This window comes from Variovorax sp. Soil_C_39, from assembly GCF_057656815.1.
Genome location: NZ_JBDGJQ010000004.1, coordinates 214,165 through 228,652 on the forward strand (window position 1 = coordinate 214,165; position 14,488 = coordinate 228,652).

The window sequence follows — 14,488 nt, forward strand, 5'->3', positions numbered from 1 at the left end:
TTCTGTCTCCTTGGATGTCGTGGTCGCGGGCCTGTCAGCCCTTGCGCAGCTGCGCGATCAGCTCGTCGAGCGCGGCCGCGGCGCCCGCGGCATCGCGCGCACGCAGGCGCGCGGCGATGTTCCGGCGCAGCGGAAAAAGGTCGGGGCGCGGGCGCACCGGCAGCACGTGCGTCATGCGCTCGCGCAGCACGCTCGTCATCGTCTGCGCCATCAGCGTCAGTGCCTCGTTGTGGCCCGCGGCGGCGATGGCAGAGAAGAAGCGGCTCGCGGAATCGATGCGGTCCTTGCGCGGTGCATCGTCGGCATGGGCCTCGATCGCATCGACCGCGGCCTCGACCGCGTCGAGCTCGGCCTCGTCGGCGCGCTCGCAGGCCAGGCGCAGCAACGTGCCGTAGAGCGTGCGGTAGGCCTCGTCGACATCGGCGTCGCCGAGCCGGCCCTGCAGCACGAGCTGGCGCAGCGACTCGGCCAGCATCATGTAGGCGCCCTTGTAGAACACCAGCGCATGGTCGGCGGCGCCGGCGCCGAGGTGGCGCACCTCGCCGATGCACACCACATGGTCGCCGGCCTCGTGGCGCGCGAACACGCGGCATTCGAAGCTCGCGAGGCAGTCGTCGATCAGCGGCATGCCGAGCTGGCCGGGGCGCCAGGCGACGCCCTCGAATTTGTCGGCGATGCGGCTCGACGCGAAGCGCGCCGAGAGCGCGTCCTGCTGCGCCGAGAGGATGTTGATCGCGAAGCCCTCGGCCTGCTCGAAGGTCGCGAGCAGCTTGCTTGCCTTGCGCAGGCTGAACAGCACCAGCGGCGGCTCGAGCGACACCGAACTGAACGAGTTGCAGGTCAGGCCCGCGGGCTCGCCTTCAGGCGTGCGCGTGGTGATCACGGCCACGCCGGTCGGGAAGCAGCCGAGCAGCTGGCGGAACAGCGTGGGCTCGACCGCTGCCGGGGCGCCTTGCGCGGCGCGTTCGACGACTTCGCCGGACATGGCGCCGCCTCAGGCCGCGGCGGCGAGTTCGCTCGCCACCGCCTTGCCGCCCGCGTGCGGCGGGTCGTTGGCGATCTCCTGCTGCACCGCGGGGATGATCACCTTGGCCCAGGTCTCGAGCTGGCGCAGCATGGTCGGATGGTCGAAGTCGCCCATCTGCGTCTGGAAGCAGTAGTGCACGGGCTTGAGCGTGCGGATCTCTTTCACCACGCGCTCGATCACCGTGTCGATGCTGCCCACGGGCAGCAGCGCACGCATCTCGTCGAGCGTGGGCTCGCCCTCGACGATGCCTTCCTCGACCTGGTAGTCGTCGGCGATCTGCGCGGTGCGGCGCTTCAGGCTCACCGCAATGCGGCGCTGGTAGCGCGCGCAGTCGAGGTAGCGCTCGACCTCGTCCTTGTTGTCGCTCGCGTAAGCGGCGCGCAGCAGGCCCACCTGCACGCCCGCCGGGTCTTTGCCTTCGGCGCGTGCCACCTTGTCGATCAGCGCGCGCGTGCCGGCGAGCTTCTCGAGGCCGCCGTCGCCGCCCGAGACGAACACGTGGTGCTCGGCGCGAATCGCGCGCGAGAGAAACGCCGGGTCGACGCTCGTGATCCACATCGGCGGCATAGGCTGCTGCACCGCGCGCTGGCTGATGGCGCTCATCGGCTGCTGGTAGAACTCGCCGTCGTAGCCGAACTTGGGCTCTTTCAGGCCCATCTCGAGCATGTCGAGCATCTCGAAGGTGCGGCCCTTGGCCGTTTCGAGCGAGACGCCGAAGCGCTCGAACTCGAAATGCTGGTAGCCCGAGCCGATGCCCAGGTTGAGGCGGCCGTTGGAGAGCTGGTCGACCATGGCCACGTCGGCGATCAGCCGCGCCGGGGTGTACAGCGGTGCGACGACAATGCCGGTACCCAGCCGGATCCTGCGGGTGGCCGCGGCGCAGTGCGCGATCATCGTCAGCGGCGACGAGCACATGCCGTAGTTGCTGAAGTGGTGCTCGGCGAACCAGGCCGCGCCGAAGCCCAGCTCGTCCGCGAGGCGCGTCTGCTCCACCGCGTCGCGAAGGATCTGGTGGGAGGTCTTATGCTTGTTCCGTTGCTGCATCAATATGAAGATTCCGAAATCCATCGCTGGGCTCCTTGTAGGCTGGTTGCGTGCCGGGAATCGTAGGAGCGGGGTGCGCGCGCGGCGCACCATGCTTCGCACACCTTCTTTGCGTGGATTGAAATGAAAGCCCTCGACTCGCTGCGCATCTTCGTGATCGTCCAGAGGAAGGGCAGCCTCTCGGCCGCGGGGCGCAGCCTGAGCCTGTCGCCCGCCACCATCTCGCGGCGCATCAGCGCGCTCGAAGAAGAACTCGGCGTGCAGCTGGTGGACCGCACCAGCCGCAACCTCAAGGTCACCGAGGCCGGCCAGGCCTTTCTCGAGCATGCGGAAGAGGTGCTCGAGGCGATGGCGCGTGCCGAGGAGGCCGCTCGCAACGCGAAGCTGCTGCCCGAGGGGCGGCTGCGCATCCATTCGCGCACCCAGCTCGGGCTGCGCGTGATCGCACCGCTGCTGCCGGGCTTTGCCGAGCGCCATCCCGACATCCAGCTCGAGCTGGAGCTTTCAGAGCATCCGGTCAACCTGGTCGAGCAGGATTTCGACGTCGACATCCGCACCGGCGAATCGAACGATTCGAGCTTCGTCATCAAGCGGCTGCTCAGCAGCGACGAGGTGCTGGTGGCGAGCCCTGCGTTCATGAAGGTGCACAAGCGCATCCGCCACCCGCGCGACCTCACCGAGGTGCGCTGCCTCACCTACCGGCGCGAGCGCGAGGCCACCACCTGGAAATACATCGACGAGGAGGGTCAGCAGCAGGAACTCGCGATCCAGGGGGTGCTGAGCGCGAACAACGGCGAAGTGCTGCGGCTCGCGGCCATCGGCGGCATGGGCATTGCACTGCTGTCGGAAGCCACGGTACGCAGCTGCCTGCACGACGGCACGCTGGTGCGCGTGCTGCCCGACCACCGCTTTGCGGTGCGCGCGTTTTCCAACGGCATCTATGCGGTGTTCCGCAACAGCCGTACGCTGCCGCTGAAGGTGCGCGCGTTCGTCGATTTCATCGCCGAGGCGCTGCGCGAGGGTTGAGCGCAGCGCCGTTCAGTCCGCAAAGCGGTGCGGCGCCAGCCCGGGCGCGGGCAGCCCGCGCACCTCGAACAGCGCGCCGTCCTGCGGCGCCGTGCCCGTGAGGTTGGTGCTCTTCGAGATCGAGGTCACGAAAGCGCGGTCGAGGCGCTCGCCGCCGAAGCACAGGCTGCTCGGGTAGGTCGCGGGCAGCGCCACCGTGCGGTCGAGCCGGCCGTCGGGCGCCAGGCGCACCATCCGCGCCGCACGGGGCAGCACGGTCCAGACGAAGCCCTCGGCGTCCACCGTCGCACCGTCGGGCCCGGAGCCGAAGGGCTCGGTCTCGGCGAAGACGCGCCGGTTCTCGAGCGGGCCGTCGGGCGTGTAGTCGAAGGCCCAGATGGTGCGGGCAGGGCTGTCGGCGATGTAGAAGGTGCGCCCGTCGGGGCTGAAGGCGGGGCCGTTGGCGAGCGCGAAACCTTCGGCGAGGCGCTCCACGCGGCGGTCGGGCCGCAGCCGGTAGAGTCCGCCCAGGATCGGGTCGCCGGGCGCGCGGTGGCCATGCAGCGTGCCGGCGATGAAGTTGCCCCAGGGGTCGCACTTGCCGTCGTTGAGGCGCACGTCGGGGTGGTCGGTGTCGATGCCTGCGATCGGTTCGAGCTGCCGCGTGGCGAGGTCGTAGCGCGCGAAGCCGTGCTGCAGCGACACGAGCACCGCGCCGCTCTCGCAAGGCGCGGCGGCGCCAACGGGCGGGGGCAGGTCATGTCGTTCGGCCTTGCCGTCGGCGAGGCGGCGACGGTGCAGCGCGCCGCCGAATGAATCGATCCAGCACAGCGTGCCGGTTCGCGCGTCCCAGAACGGGCTCTCGCCCAACAGGTCGCGGGTGTCCCCGAGGATGCAAACGGCCGGTTCCTTCATGGCCTGCAGTGTGGCGCCGACGCGCGCACGGCGGCTGCGGCCGGCGCAAAGCAGCTTTTCAGTCCTTGCAGCGCACCGGCGCCGCGGCTCGCTAGACTGCCTCGGCGGACGGAAGAACGGGCCCGGTCAGGCCCCTTTTCGCCGGCCTCGATTCAAGCGAAACAGGAGACAAAAAATGGCTCGATTCAAGTTCATCGCGCGCGCGCTGCTCGGCCTCTGCCTCGTGGCGGGCACGGTGGCCCATGCGCAGCAGCCGGTGCGCCTCGTGGTGCCGTTCGCCGCGGGCGGCGGCACCGACCAGTACGTGCGGCTGCTCGCCAGCGAGCTCACCAAGAAGGGCACGCAGGTCATCGTCGAGAACAAGCCCGGCGCCAGCGGCATCGTGGCGGCCGACCACGTGGCGCGCGCAAAGCCCGACGGCAACACGGTGCTGGTGTCCTCGCTCGGTACGCTGGCCAGCAACACGGTGCTGTTCGAGAAGCTGCCCTACGACCCGAAGAAGGATTTCGCGCCGGTCACGCAGATCGGCTACCAGCCCGCGATCGTCATCGGCCGCATGGACCTGCCCTACAAGAACATCAAGGAGATGGTGGCCTATGCCAAGGCCAACCCCGGCAAGATCAACCGCGGTTCGCCGGGCGAGGCGATCATGACCAACTTCGCGCCGCTGAGCTTCGAGAAGATGGCCGGCATTTCGACCACGCATGTGCCGTTCAACGGCGATGCGCCCGCGATCCAGGCCCTGCTGAGCGGCACCATCGACATCGACGGCACCTCGATCACGGGTTCGCTGTCGCTGATCCAGAGCGGCAAGCTGCGCGTGCTCGGCGTGATGGACAGCCGCAGGCTGCCGCAGGTGCCCGATGCGCCCACCTTCAAGGAGCAAGGCTTCGACTTCGAGGCGCTGCTCTGGTATTCGCTCTCGGTGCCCTCGGCCACGCCGCCCGACGCGGTCCAGCGTCTCAACAAGGCGGTGAGCGAGGTCATCGCCGACCCCGCATTCGTCACCAAGGCGCGTGCCATGGGCATGGAGCCGCGCGGCAGCACACCCGAAGAGCTCGCCAAGTTCGTGCAGGCCGAGTTCGACCGCTGGGTACCTGTGCTGCGCGGCCTGAACCTGCCAAAGCAGCAATGAACGTGCGGGCCGCCGCGGCGGCGCCTCAGTTGGCGGTGTAGCCTCCATCCACCGGCAGGATGGCGCCGGTCACATAGCGCGCCTGGTCCGACGCGAGGAAGACCACCGGCCCCGCGATGTCGTCGGGCGCGCCCGCGCGCTGCAGGAAGGTGCGCTCGACCATCCGCGAGAAGCGCGCGGTGTCCTGCGCGACCTGCGTGGTCATCGGCGTCATGACCAGGCCCGGCGCCACCGCGTTGACGCGCACGCCGTGCGGCCCGAAGTCGCGTGCCAGGAATTTCGTGAGCTGCCCGACCGCGCCCTTCGATGCGCCGTAGGCCAGGTGCGCACGGGTGGCGACCAGCGTGGTGATCGAAGCCACGTTGACCACCGCGCCGCGGGTCCGCTTGAGGCCTTCGGCGCAACTCATCGTGAGCTGGAGCAGGCCCTTCACGTTGACGGCCATCACGCGGTCGAGGTCTTCGGCAAGTTCGGCGGCGTCCTCGGACTTGCTGCGCCCACCCACGCCCGCGTTGTTGATGAGCACGCCGACCGGGCCCCAGGTGCGATCGAGGTCGGCGACCACGGCCCGGCATTGCGCGGCGTCGCGCACATCGAGCGCGTAGGGGCGGCAGCGTCCGGCGAACGACTGGTCGAGCGCAGCCGCTGCCTGCCGGGCGCCGTCGAACTGAACGTCGGTGAGCGCCACGCGGCAGCCGGCTTCGAGCAGGCGGTGCGCAATCGCCTGGCCGATGCCCTGGCTCGCGCCGCTCACGAGCGCGACCGTGTTGTCGAAAGCGGGTGGCAGGGGCGTGTGTTTCGTCATCGGGTGCTGGCCTTGAAATCGGGTCGGCGCAGTCTAGGCACCGGCCCGCGGGATGGCGTTGATGAAAGCGAAAACCTCCTTTGCGGCCTTCGTTTAAGCTTCACCGATCCCACTTCCCTCGAGGTTTCGCCATGCTTCAAATGCGCCCCGGATGCGAGTGCTGCGACCGCGACTTGCCGGCCGATTCGACCGATGCCCGCATCTGTTCCTTCGAGTGCACCTTCTGCAGCGATTGCGCGAGCCACAAGCTCGCAGGCACGTGCCCCAACTGTGGCGGCGCATTGCTGCCGCGCCCAGCGCGGCCTGCGGCCAAGCTCGCGAAGTACCCGGCCTCGACCACGCGGGTGTTCAAGCCCGAAGGCTGCGCTGCGGCATCAGCAGTAGCAGCTTCCTGACGCGCGTTCCGGCATGCAGCAAGAGGTTCTTTCCGCGCACGACATCTTTCCGCACATCCGCATCGTCATGGGCATGGTGATTGGCCTCGGCCTCACGCGCCTGCTCTCGGGTGTCGCGCGCATCGTGCAGCATCCGGCCCAGTACCGGCTCTATGCGGTGCACCTTGCCTGGGTCGGTTCGGTGTTGCTGGCGCTGGTGCATTTCTGGTGGTGGGAGTTCGGCCTGTTCCAGGTCCATGTCTGGACCTTCGGGACCTACGCCTTCCTCGTCAGCTATGCGGTCGTGCTGTTCCTGCTGTGCGCGCTGCTCTTTCCCGACAGCATGCGCGACTACGAGAGCTACGAGGACTACTTCTATGCCCGGCGCGCCTGGTTCTTCGGCCTGCTGGGCGCGACCTTCCTGCTCGATGTGGTCGACACCCTGATCAAGGGCGAAGCGCACTTCGCGCGCTTCGGGTTCGAGTACCTGATCCGCACGCCGGTGCTCGTGCTGCTTTGCGTCGCGGCGGCAATGAGCAGCAGCCGGCGCTTCCACGGACTCTTCGTCGCCGCGATGCTGGTCTACCAGCTGTCGTGGATCTTCCGTCTTTTCGACACGCTGGATTGAGGACCCTTATGAAAATGATTGCCCAACGCGCGGCCTGGTGGCTGGGTCTCGCGATGTCGGCGGCGCTCGTGTCGCCGGCGCAAGCCGACGATGCCTGCATGGACAAGGCCCAGACCCAGGCCCAGCTGAATGCCTGTGCCGCAGCCGACCTGAAGCAGGCCGACACCCGGCTCAACCAGCTGTACAAGCAGATGCAGGCGCGCTTGAAAGCCGACCCGCGCACCAGCAAGCTGCTGGTCGATGCCCAGAAGAAATGGCTGGCCTTCCGCGACGCCGAATGCACTTTGCGGACCGTGCGCAGCGCCGATGGCAGCATGCAGCCGATGAACGTTTCCAGCTGTGTGGCCGGGCTGACCGCCAGCCGTGCCAATGATTTCGAAGACCTTCTGAAATGCAGCAGCGCGGCCGATGAGCAGGAGCGCGCGAGCTGCGCGATACCTGGCGCGCGTTGAGGCTGCATGGGTGAGGGCGGCCTGGCCGTAAGGACTTTGCTGCACCGGCCGCGCCCCCCCCTCGATATACTTGGCCGATGCGCCGCTGGCTCCTGGTCTTTCTTCTGTTCGTGCTGCCGCTCCAGTTCGCCTGGGCCGGTGCGGCTGGCTATTGCCAGCACGAGCAGGACGCGAAGGCGTGGCACCTCGGCCATCATTCGCACGAGCATGCCGACGGGCAGGGTGCCGCGGCAAAAACCTCGCAAGCGGCACCGGACAGTGACGGCGACAGCGCCGCGCCGCTCGGCCTGGACCACGGCGACTGCAGCGTCTGCCATCTCGGCTGCGCCAAGCCGTTCGCGAGCGCGATGGCCGACTGCACGCTGGACCTGCGCCAGCACTTTGCCAGCGCATCGCCGCCCCCGCATGCGGCGCTCGGCGCCGATCGCATCGACCGCCCCAATTGGGTCCGCGTCGGCTAGTCCGGCGCGCCGCCCCCGACCCCTTTTTCCTCTTCGTATTCATCTTCGGATGATGCGTTGACGCGCGCGCCGGATTCCCCCGTTGTTCCTTTCACAACCTGGAGAATTCGATGCACAGGCTTCTTGTGCCGCTGGCTTTTTTGGCGGCATTGGCAATCAACCCCTCGCTCGCGCAGCCCCCCTTGGCGGCCGCGCCAGCAACTACACACCCGCTGACGCTGGCGCGCGCCATCTCGCTCGCGCACGACCGGCACCCCGACTTGCGCGCCGCGTCGCGCGAGATCGAGGCCGTGGACGCCGCGCGCGAACAGGCCGGCGTGCTGCTGCCCAACCCGACGCTCGGCGTCGAGATCGAGGACACGCGGCGTGAAACGCGCACGACCACCATCCTGCTGAGCCAGCCGATCGAACTCGGCGGCAAGCGCGCCGCGCGCATCGATGCGGCCGAGCGCGCACGCGAAGTGGCACGCACGCAGCGAGAAGTGCGCGAAGCCGAGGTTCGCGCCGGCGTGAGCGCGGCCTTCTTCGCGGCGCTGGTTGCTCAGGAGCGTGTCGGGCTCGCCGAGGCGCTGCTGCGGCTGGCCCGAAGCGGTAGCGAGGGCGCCGCCAAACGGGTTGCGGCCGGCAAGGTGTCGCCGGTCGAAGAAACCAAGGCGAAGGTCGCCGCGGCCAGCGTGGCCGTCGAACTGGCCCAGGCGCGCAGCGAACGCGAAGCGAGCCTGCACAGCCTGCGCAGCGCAATCGGCGTTGCCGATCTCGACCTGTCGCAGCTCGACGGCAGTGCGCAAAGCCTGCCGCCGCCGCCGCGCGGCCCCGACCTGGCACAGCGCCTGGACGAGGCACCGGCCCTGCGGCTGGCGGCGCTGGAGGTCGAGCACCGGCGCGCACTCGCGTCGATCGAGCGGGCCGGGCGCGTGCCCGATGTCACCCTCACGCTCGGTGCGAAGCGCACTCCCGATTCGGGTCGTGATCAGGTGCTGATCGGTATCTCGGTGCCGCTGCCGATCTTCGACAGCAACCGCGGCAACCTGCGCGAGGCGCTGCGCCGCGAGGACAAGGCACGCGACGAGGCGGACGCGGTCGGGGTGCGCCTGCGCGCGGAGTTGCTGCTTGCACAGCAGCGGCTAGCGACTGCACGCATCGAAGCCGAGACGCTGGAGAGTGAAGTTGTACCCGGCGCGCAGAGCGCCTTCGATGCCGCCACCCGCGGCTTCGAGCTCGGGAAGTTCAGCTTCCTCGAAGCGCTCGATGCCCAGCGCACGCTGTTCCAGGCCCGTGCCCAGCACCTCAGGGCGCTCGGCGACGCGCATCGCGCCGCCGCCGACATCGACCGGCTGATCGGCACGTCCGCCGTACCGCTTGCCGCAACCTCATTCCAGGACCGACCATGAAACCCGAACAGAATTCCCCGCGCCCGACCGGCCGCAAGCAGTGGATCGCGGTGGCGCTCATCGTCATCGTCGGCATCGTTGCCGGCGCCATGATGCTTCGCCCGCAGACAGGCGGCATGCCTGGCGGCGAGCACGCACATGAACACGGCCACGGCGAAGGCGGAGGGCATGAGGAGGACGAGGGCACTCACAAGGAGGAAGACGCCGACAAGGGCGAAGCCGAACATGCCAAGGAGCCCGGCAAGATCGCGATGTCCGAAGCCCAGGCCAAGGCCGCGGGCATTGCGCTGGAGACCGCCACCGAGGCCACCCTGCGCCAGGTGCTGCAGTTTCCCGGCGAGATCCGCTTCAACGAAGACCGCACGGCGCACGTGGTGCCGCGCGTTGCGGGTGTGGTCGAGCGCGTGTCGGCCGATCTCGGCCAGCAGGTGAAGAAGGGCCAGGTGCTGGCGGTGATCTCGAGCGCCGCTGTCTCCGAGCAGCGCAGCGAACTCGGCACCGCGCAGAAGCGCCTCGAGCTCGCGAGAACCACCTACGCGCGCGAGAAGAAGCTCTGGGAGGAAAAGATCTCGCCCGAGCAGGACGTGCTGCAGGCGCGGCAGGCGCTGCGCGAGGCGGAGATCGCCGCGGCCAACGCCGGCCAGAAGCTCCAGGCGCTCGGCGCCACGCCCTCGGCGGGCAGCCTCGGGCGCTACGAACTGCGCGCACCCTTCGACGGCATGGTGGTCGAGAAGCACATCGCGCTCGGCGAAGCGGTCAAGGAGGACGCCAACGTCTTCACGGTTTCCGACCTGTCGACCGTGTGGGCCGAGATGAATATCGGTGCCGGCGACCTGCCGCGCGTGCGCGTGGGCGAGCAGGTCATGGTGCGCGCCAGCGCCATCGATGCGGCGGCCGAGGGCAAGGTGGCCTACGTCGGTTCGCTGATCGGGGAGCAGACGCGCACCGCGCGCGCCCGCGTGGTGCTGCCGAACCCCAGCCTCGCCTGGCGTCCGGGCCTGTTCGTGAACGTCGAGGTCGTCGCCGAGGAGACCCGTGCGCCGGTCACGGTCGCGACCGAAGCCCTGCAGACCATCGACGGCAAGCCGACGGTCTTCGTCAAGGTGGACGGCGGCTTCATGGCGCACCCGGTGCAGACCGGGCGCACCGACGGCAAGCGCGTGGAGATCGTCAGAGGGCTCGAAGCCGGCGCCGCGCATGCCGCCGCAGGCAGCTTCATCGTCAAGGCGGAGCAGGGCAAGGGCTCCGCGTCGCACACCCACTGAGCCCACGGAACGAAGAACACATGTTCGAACGCATCATCACCTTCGCCATCGCGCAGCGTTGGCTGGTTCTGCTCGCGGTTGCCGCGATGGCGGGGCTCGGCGTCTACAGCTACCAGAAGCTGCCGATCGACGCCGTGCCCGATATCACCAACGTGCAGGTGCAGATCAACACCGAGGCGCCGGGCTACTCGCCGCTCGAGGCCGAGCAGCGCATCACCTATCCGATCGAGACCGTGATGGCCGGCCTGCCAGGCCTGCAGCAGACGCGCTCGCTGTCGCGCTACGGCCTGTCGCAAGTCACGGTGATCTTCGACGACGGCACCGACATCTACTTCGCGCGGCAGCTCGTCAACGAGCGCATCCAGTCGGCGCGCACCCAGATGCCGGACGGCATCAGCCCGGCCATCGGGCCGATCTCGACCGGTCTCGGCGAGATCTACCTCTGGACCGTGGAGGCGGACGAGGGCGCGCGCAAGGCCGACGGCACGCCCTACACGCCGACCGACCTGCGCGAGGTGCAGGATTGGATCATCAAGCCGCAGCTGCGCAACGTGGCCGGCGTGACCGAGATCAACTCGATCGGCGGCTTCGAGAAGGAGTACCAGGTGGCGCCGAACCCGGAACGCCTGTCGTCCTACGGCCTCACCATGGCCGACGTGGTCAGCGCGCTCGAGCGCAACAATGCCAACGTGGGCGCGGGCTACATCGAGCGGCGCGGCGAGCAGTACCTGATCCGTACGCCGGGCCAGGCCCGCGGCATCGAGGACCTGAACAACATCATCCTGGGCAACGTCGGCGGCGTCGCGATCCGCGTGCGCGACGTGGCCGAGGTCGGCATCGGGCGCGAGCTGCGCACGGGCGCGGCGACCGACAACGGCCGCGAAGTCGTGCTCGGCACGGTGTTCATGCTGATCGGGCAGAACAGCCGCTCGGTGTCGCAGGCGGTCGACCGCAAGATGCAGGAGATCAACCGCACGCTGCCCGCGGGGGTGAAGGCGGTCACGGTGTACGACCGCACGGTGCTCGTCGACAAGGCGATCGACACGGTCAAGAAGAACCTGCTCGAAGGCGCGGTGCTGGTGATCGCCGTGCTGTTTTTGTTTCTCGGCAACATCCGCGCCGCGCTCATCACCGCGATGGTGATTCCGCTGTCGATGCTGTTCACCTTCAGTGGCATGGTGAGCCAGAAGGTCAGCGCCAACCTCATGAGCCTGGGCGCGCTCGACTTCGGCATCATCGTGGACGGGGCGGTGGTCATCGTGGAGAACTGCGTGCGGCGGCTCGCGCATGCGCAGGCCCATGCCGGGCGCGCGCTGACGCGGCGCGAACGCCTCCACGAGGTGTTTGCCGCGGCCCAGGAAGCGCGCCGGCCGCTGCTCTACGGGCAGTTGATCATCATGATCGTGTACCTGCCGATCTTTGCGCTCACCGGGGTCGAAGGAAAGATGTTCCACCCGATGGCGTTCACCGTGGTGGTCGCCCTGCTCGGCGCGATGATCCTCTCGATCACCTTCATTCCTGCGGCGGTCGCCCTTTTCATTGGCCACAAGGTGGCCGAGAAGGAGAACCGGCTCATGCAGTGGGCACGCCGCGCGTACGCGCCGCTGCTCGACCGCGCGATGAATGCCAGGCCGGTCGTGGTCGCCTTTGCGATCGTGGCGGTGGTGCTGTCGGGCCTGGTCGCCACGCGGCTGGGCAGCGAGTTCGTGCCGAGCCTCAACGAAGGCGACTTCGCGGTGCAGGCGCTTCGCATCCCGGGCACCAGCCTGAGCCAGTCGGTCGAGATGCAGATGCAGCTCGAGCGCCGGCTCAAGGAACGCTTTCCCGAAATCGACCGCGTGTTCGCGCGCACGGGCACGGCCGAGATCGCATCCGACCCGATGCCGCCGAACATCTCCGACGCCTACGTGATGCTCAAGCCGATGGACCAGTGGCCCACCCCGCGCAAGACGCGCGATGAACTGCTGGCCGCGGTGCAGGAGGAGCTGGCCGCGCTGCCCGGCAACAGCTACGAACTGTCGCAGCCCATCCAGCTGCGCTTCAACGAGCTGATCTCGGGCGTGCGCAGCGACGTGGCCGTCAAGGTCTTCGGCGATGACATGGATGTGCTGAACGACACTGCCACCGCGATCGCCGGCGTGCTCGGCACGGTGAGCGGTGCGGCCGAAGTCAAGGTCGAGCAGACCACGGGGCTGCCGATGCTGACCGTGGACATCGACCGCGGCAAGGCGGCGCGTTACGGGCTCAACATCTCGGACATCCAGGACACCGTGTCGACCGCCGTGGGCGGGCGCGAAGCCGGCACGCTGTTCGAGGGCGACCGGCGCTTCGACATCCTGGTGCGGCTGCCAGAGGCGCTGCGCGGCGACATCGCGGCCATCCAGCGCCTGCCGCTGGCACTGCCGCGTTCGGACGAAGCGGGGGGCGGGGCCAAGACCCACTTCATCCCGCTCGGCGAAGTCGCCACGCTGCGGCTCGCGCCCGGTCCGAACCAGGTCAGCCGTGAAGACGGCAAGCGCCGCGTGGTGGTGAGCGCCAATGTGCGCGGGCGCGACCTGGGCTCGTTCGTGAGCGAGGCCGGGGAGGCGATCCAACAGAAGGTCAAGGTGCCGCCGGGCTACTGGACCACCTGGGGCGGGCAGTTCGAGAACCTGCAGTCGGCCACGCGCCGGCTGCAGGTGGTGGTGCCGGTGTCGCTGCTGCTGGTCTTCATGCTGCTGTTCGCGATGTTCGGCAACGTGCGCGACGGATTGCTCGTGTTCACGGGCATTCCGTTCGCGCTCACGGGCGGCATCGTGGCGCTCTGGATGCGCGGCATTCCGCTCTCGATCTCGGCCGCGGTCGGCTTCATTGCGCTGTCGGGCGTGGCGGTGCTGAACGGGCTGGTGATGATCTCGTTCATCCGCAACCTGCGCGAAGGCGGCATGCCGCTCGACGCGGCGATTCGCGAAGGCGCGCTCACGCGGCTGCGGCCCGTGCTGATGACCGCGCTCGTGGCGTCGCTCGGCTTCGTGCCGATGGCCATCGCCACGGGCACCGGTGCCGAGGTGCAGCGCCCGCTGGCCACCGTGGTGATCGGCGGCATTCTTTCGTCGACCGCGCTGACGCTCTTCGTGCTGCCGATCCTCTACCGCATGGTGCACCGGCGCGCCGAGGAAGCGGAAGAAGCGCTCGCCGAGCCGGACGCCGCCGCGGGCTGAACTCAGGCACCCGCCGCGAGCGCAAGGGCGTCGGCGCCGGCCGGGAAGTGCAGGCGGTCACCAGGGTCGGTGGCCGCCTGCCAGACGGCCTCGGCGACGTCCGCTTCGGTGGTCACGGCCGGCATCGTCGTGAACATCTCGAAGACCGACTGCGCGAAGGGTGCATAGGCTTCGGTCACCAGCCCCTGCATGCGCGCCTCGCCGTTGGCGGCGAAACGCGTGGTCGGTGCATAGCCGGGTTCGACGAGCTTCACGCGAATGCCGAAGCCCGCGAGTTCGTGCGCGAGCGAGGCGGTGAAGCCCTGGATCGCCGTCTTGCTGGCGGTGTACGTGGCCACCAGAGGCATCGGCGCCAGCGTGGCGCTCGAGGTCACGTTCACCACCACGCCGCGGCGGCGTTCGCGGTAGGCGGGCAGCACCGCCTGCGTCATCGCCATCACGCCGAAGGTGTTGGTCTCGAAGAGCTCGCGTACCGTGGTCATCGGCGTGGCCTCGAATGCGCCGAAGAGGCCGATGCCCGCGTTGTTGACGAGCACGTCGATGGGCCCGGCCGCTTCCAGTGCGGCTGCGATGCTCGCGGGCTGCGTGACGTCGAGCGGCAGCACGCGCATGCGCGGCGAGTCGGGCAGAAGATCGCCGCGCGGCGTGCGCATGGTGGCGACGACGTGCCAGCCCATGGCATGGAAATGGCGGGCGGTCTGCAGGCCGTAGCCGGACGAGCAGCCGGTGATCAGGACGGTGGCGGTGTTCATGGTGTTCCTTGCTGGTGGTGCGTGAAGCCTCGAC

Annotated in this window: 14 protein-coding genes; 9 read left to right on the top strand and 5 right to left on the bottom strand. The window is 68.8% G+C overall.

Annotated elements, in window-relative coordinates:
* Positions 1-34: 34 nt before the first annotated feature.
* The gene (locus AC3A6J_RS12505) at positions 35-985 is read right to left on the bottom strand and encodes a flavin reductase (protein ID WP_487860263.1); all 951 of its coding nucleotides are present in this window, start codon (positions 983-985) and stop codon (positions 35-37) included.
* A gap of 9 nt (positions 986-994) precedes the next feature.
* Complete coding sequence (locus AC3A6J_RS12510) at positions 995-2,095, bottom strand: LLM class flavin-dependent oxidoreductase (RefSeq protein WP_487860264.1); 1,101 nt, start codon at positions 2,093-2,095, stop codon at positions 995-997.
* A 99-nt stretch (positions 2,096-2,194) separates the two neighbouring features.
* Between AC3A6J_RS12510 and AC3A6J_RS12515 the strand changes: the two genes are divergently transcribed.
* A complete protein-coding gene (locus AC3A6J_RS12515; RefSeq protein ID WP_487860265.1) occupies positions 2,195-3,097 on the top strand; it encodes a LysR family transcriptional regulator in 903 nt (300 codons plus the stop codon).
* Positions 3,098-3,109: 12 nt separating this feature from the next.
* Here the strand turns inward: AC3A6J_RS12515 and AC3A6J_RS12520 are convergent, their stop codons facing one another.
* Positions 3,110-3,991, bottom strand: a complete 882-nt coding sequence (locus AC3A6J_RS12520; RefSeq protein WP_487860266.1) for an SMP-30/gluconolactonase/LRE family protein — start codon at positions 3,989-3,991, stop codon at positions 3,110-3,112.
* Between the two features lie 175 nt (positions 3,992-4,166).
* Between AC3A6J_RS12520 and AC3A6J_RS12525 the strand changes: the two genes are divergently transcribed.
* Positions 4,167-5,126: a Bug family tripartite tricarboxylate transporter substrate binding protein gene (locus AC3A6J_RS12525; RefSeq protein WP_487860267.1), complete on the top strand. Its 960-nt coding sequence runs from the start codon at positions 4,167-4,169 to the stop codon at positions 5,124-5,126.
* 25 nt (positions 5,127-5,151) lie between these two features.
* On the opposite strand, the gene AC3A6J_RS12530 is transcribed toward AC3A6J_RS12525, so the two are convergent.
* On the bottom strand, positions 5,152-5,931 hold the full coding sequence (locus AC3A6J_RS12530; protein WP_487860268.1) for an SDR family NAD(P)-dependent oxidoreductase: 780 nt from the start codon (positions 5,929-5,931) through the stop codon (positions 5,152-5,154).
* 131 nt (positions 5,932-6,062) lie between these two features.
* Here AC3A6J_RS12530 and AC3A6J_RS12535 point away from each other — a divergent pair, with 131 nt between their 5' ends.
* The 7 genes from AC3A6J_RS12535 to AC3A6J_RS12565 all read left to right on the top strand — a co-directional run bounded on the left by AC3A6J_RS12535 (position 6,063) and on the right by AC3A6J_RS12565 (position 13,702).
* Complete coding sequence (locus AC3A6J_RS12535; RefSeq protein ID WP_487860269.1) at positions 6,063-6,326, top strand: DUF1272 domain-containing protein; 264 nt, start codon at positions 6,063-6,065, stop codon at positions 6,324-6,326.
* A gap of 13 nt (positions 6,327-6,339) precedes the next feature.
* Positions 6,340-6,933: a hypothetical protein gene (locus AC3A6J_RS12540; RefSeq protein ID WP_487860270.1), complete on the top strand. Its 594-nt coding sequence runs from the start codon at positions 6,340-6,342 to the stop codon at positions 6,931-6,933.
* Positions 6,934-6,986: 53 nt separating this feature from the next.
* Complete coding sequence (locus tag AC3A6J_RS12545; RefSeq protein WP_487860271.1) at positions 6,987-7,385, top strand: lysozyme inhibitor LprI family protein; 399 nt, start codon at positions 6,987-6,989, stop codon at positions 7,383-7,385.
* A 77-nt stretch (positions 7,386-7,462) separates the two neighbouring features.
* Complete coding sequence (czcI, locus tag AC3A6J_RS12550) at positions 7,463-7,846, top strand: cation efflux protein, CzcI family (RefSeq protein WP_487860272.1); 384 nt, start codon at positions 7,463-7,465, stop codon at positions 7,844-7,846.
* Between the two features lie 110 nt (positions 7,847-7,956).
* The gene (locus tag AC3A6J_RS12555) at positions 7,957-9,237 is read left to right on the top strand and encodes a TolC family protein (protein WP_487860273.1); all 1,281 of its coding nucleotides are present in this window, start codon (positions 7,957-7,959) and stop codon (positions 9,235-9,237) included.
* Positions 9,234-10,502 carry an efflux RND transporter periplasmic adaptor subunit gene (locus AC3A6J_RS12560; RefSeq protein WP_487860274.1) on the top strand — a complete coding sequence of 423 codons (1,269 nt, stop codon included), beginning with the start codon at positions 9,234-9,236 and terminating at the stop codon, positions 10,500-10,502. Before AC3A6J_RS12555 ends, AC3A6J_RS12560 begins: the two co-directional genes overlap by 4 nt.
* 20 nt (positions 10,503-10,522) lie before the next feature.
* Positions 10,523-13,702, top strand: a complete 3,180-nt coding sequence (locus tag AC3A6J_RS12565; RefSeq protein ID WP_487860275.1) for an efflux RND transporter permease subunit — start codon at positions 10,523-10,525, stop codon at positions 13,700-13,702.
* 2 nt (positions 13,703-13,704) lie between these two features.
* On the opposite strand, the gene AC3A6J_RS12570 is transcribed toward AC3A6J_RS12565, so the two are convergent.
* Positions 13,705-14,454, bottom strand: coding sequence for an SDR family oxidoreductase (locus AC3A6J_RS12570; protein ID WP_487860276.1), 750 nt, complete (start codon positions 14,452-14,454; stop codon positions 13,705-13,707).
* Positions 14,455-14,488 lie beyond the last annotated feature (34 nt).

Coding starts and splice junctions, on each gene's coding strand:
- AC3A6J_RS12505 (WP_487860263.1), bottom strand. CDS start 985: ATGTCCGGCGAAGTCGTCGAACGCGCCGCGCAAGGCGCCCCGGCAGCG.
- AC3A6J_RS12510 (WP_487860264.1), bottom strand. CDS start 2,095: ATGGATTTCGGAATCTTCATATTGATGCAGCAACGGAACAAGCATAAG.
- AC3A6J_RS12515 (WP_487860265.1), top strand. CDS start 2,195: ATGAAAGCCCTCGACTCGCTGCGCATCTTCGTGATCGTCCAGAGGAAG.
- AC3A6J_RS12520 (WP_487860266.1), bottom strand. CDS start 3,991: ATGAAGGAACCGGCCGTTTGCATCCTCGGGGACACCCGCGACCTGTTG.
- AC3A6J_RS12525 (WP_487860267.1), top strand. CDS start 4,167: ATGGCTCGATTCAAGTTCATCGCGCGCGCGCTGCTCGGCCTCTGCCTC.
- AC3A6J_RS12530 (WP_487860268.1), bottom strand. CDS start 5,931: ATGACGAAACACACGCCCCTGCCACCCGCTTTCGACAACACGGTCGCG.
- AC3A6J_RS12535 (WP_487860269.1), top strand. CDS start 6,063: ATGCTTCAAATGCGCCCCGGATGCGAGTGCTGCGACCGCGACTTGCCG.
- AC3A6J_RS12540 (WP_487860270.1), top strand. CDS start 6,340: ATGCAGCAAGAGGTTCTTTCCGCGCACGACATCTTTCCGCACATCCGC.
- AC3A6J_RS12545 (WP_487860271.1), top strand. CDS start 6,987: ATGTCGGCGGCGCTCGTGTCGCCGGCGCAAGCCGACGATGCCTGCATG.
- czcI (WP_487860272.1), top strand. CDS start 7,463: ATGCGCCGCTGGCTCCTGGTCTTTCTTCTGTTCGTGCTGCCGCTCCAG.
- AC3A6J_RS12555 (WP_487860273.1), top strand. CDS start 7,957: ATGCACAGGCTTCTTGTGCCGCTGGCTTTTTTGGCGGCATTGGCAATC.
- AC3A6J_RS12560 (WP_487860274.1), top strand. CDS start 9,234: ATGAAACCCGAACAGAATTCCCCGCGCCCGACCGGCCGCAAGCAGTGG.
- AC3A6J_RS12565 (WP_487860275.1), top strand. CDS start 10,523: ATGTTCGAACGCATCATCACCTTCGCCATCGCGCAGCGTTGGCTGGTT.
- AC3A6J_RS12570 (WP_487860276.1), bottom strand. CDS start 14,454: ATGAACACCGCCACCGTCCTGATCACCGGCTGCTCGTCCGGCTACGGC.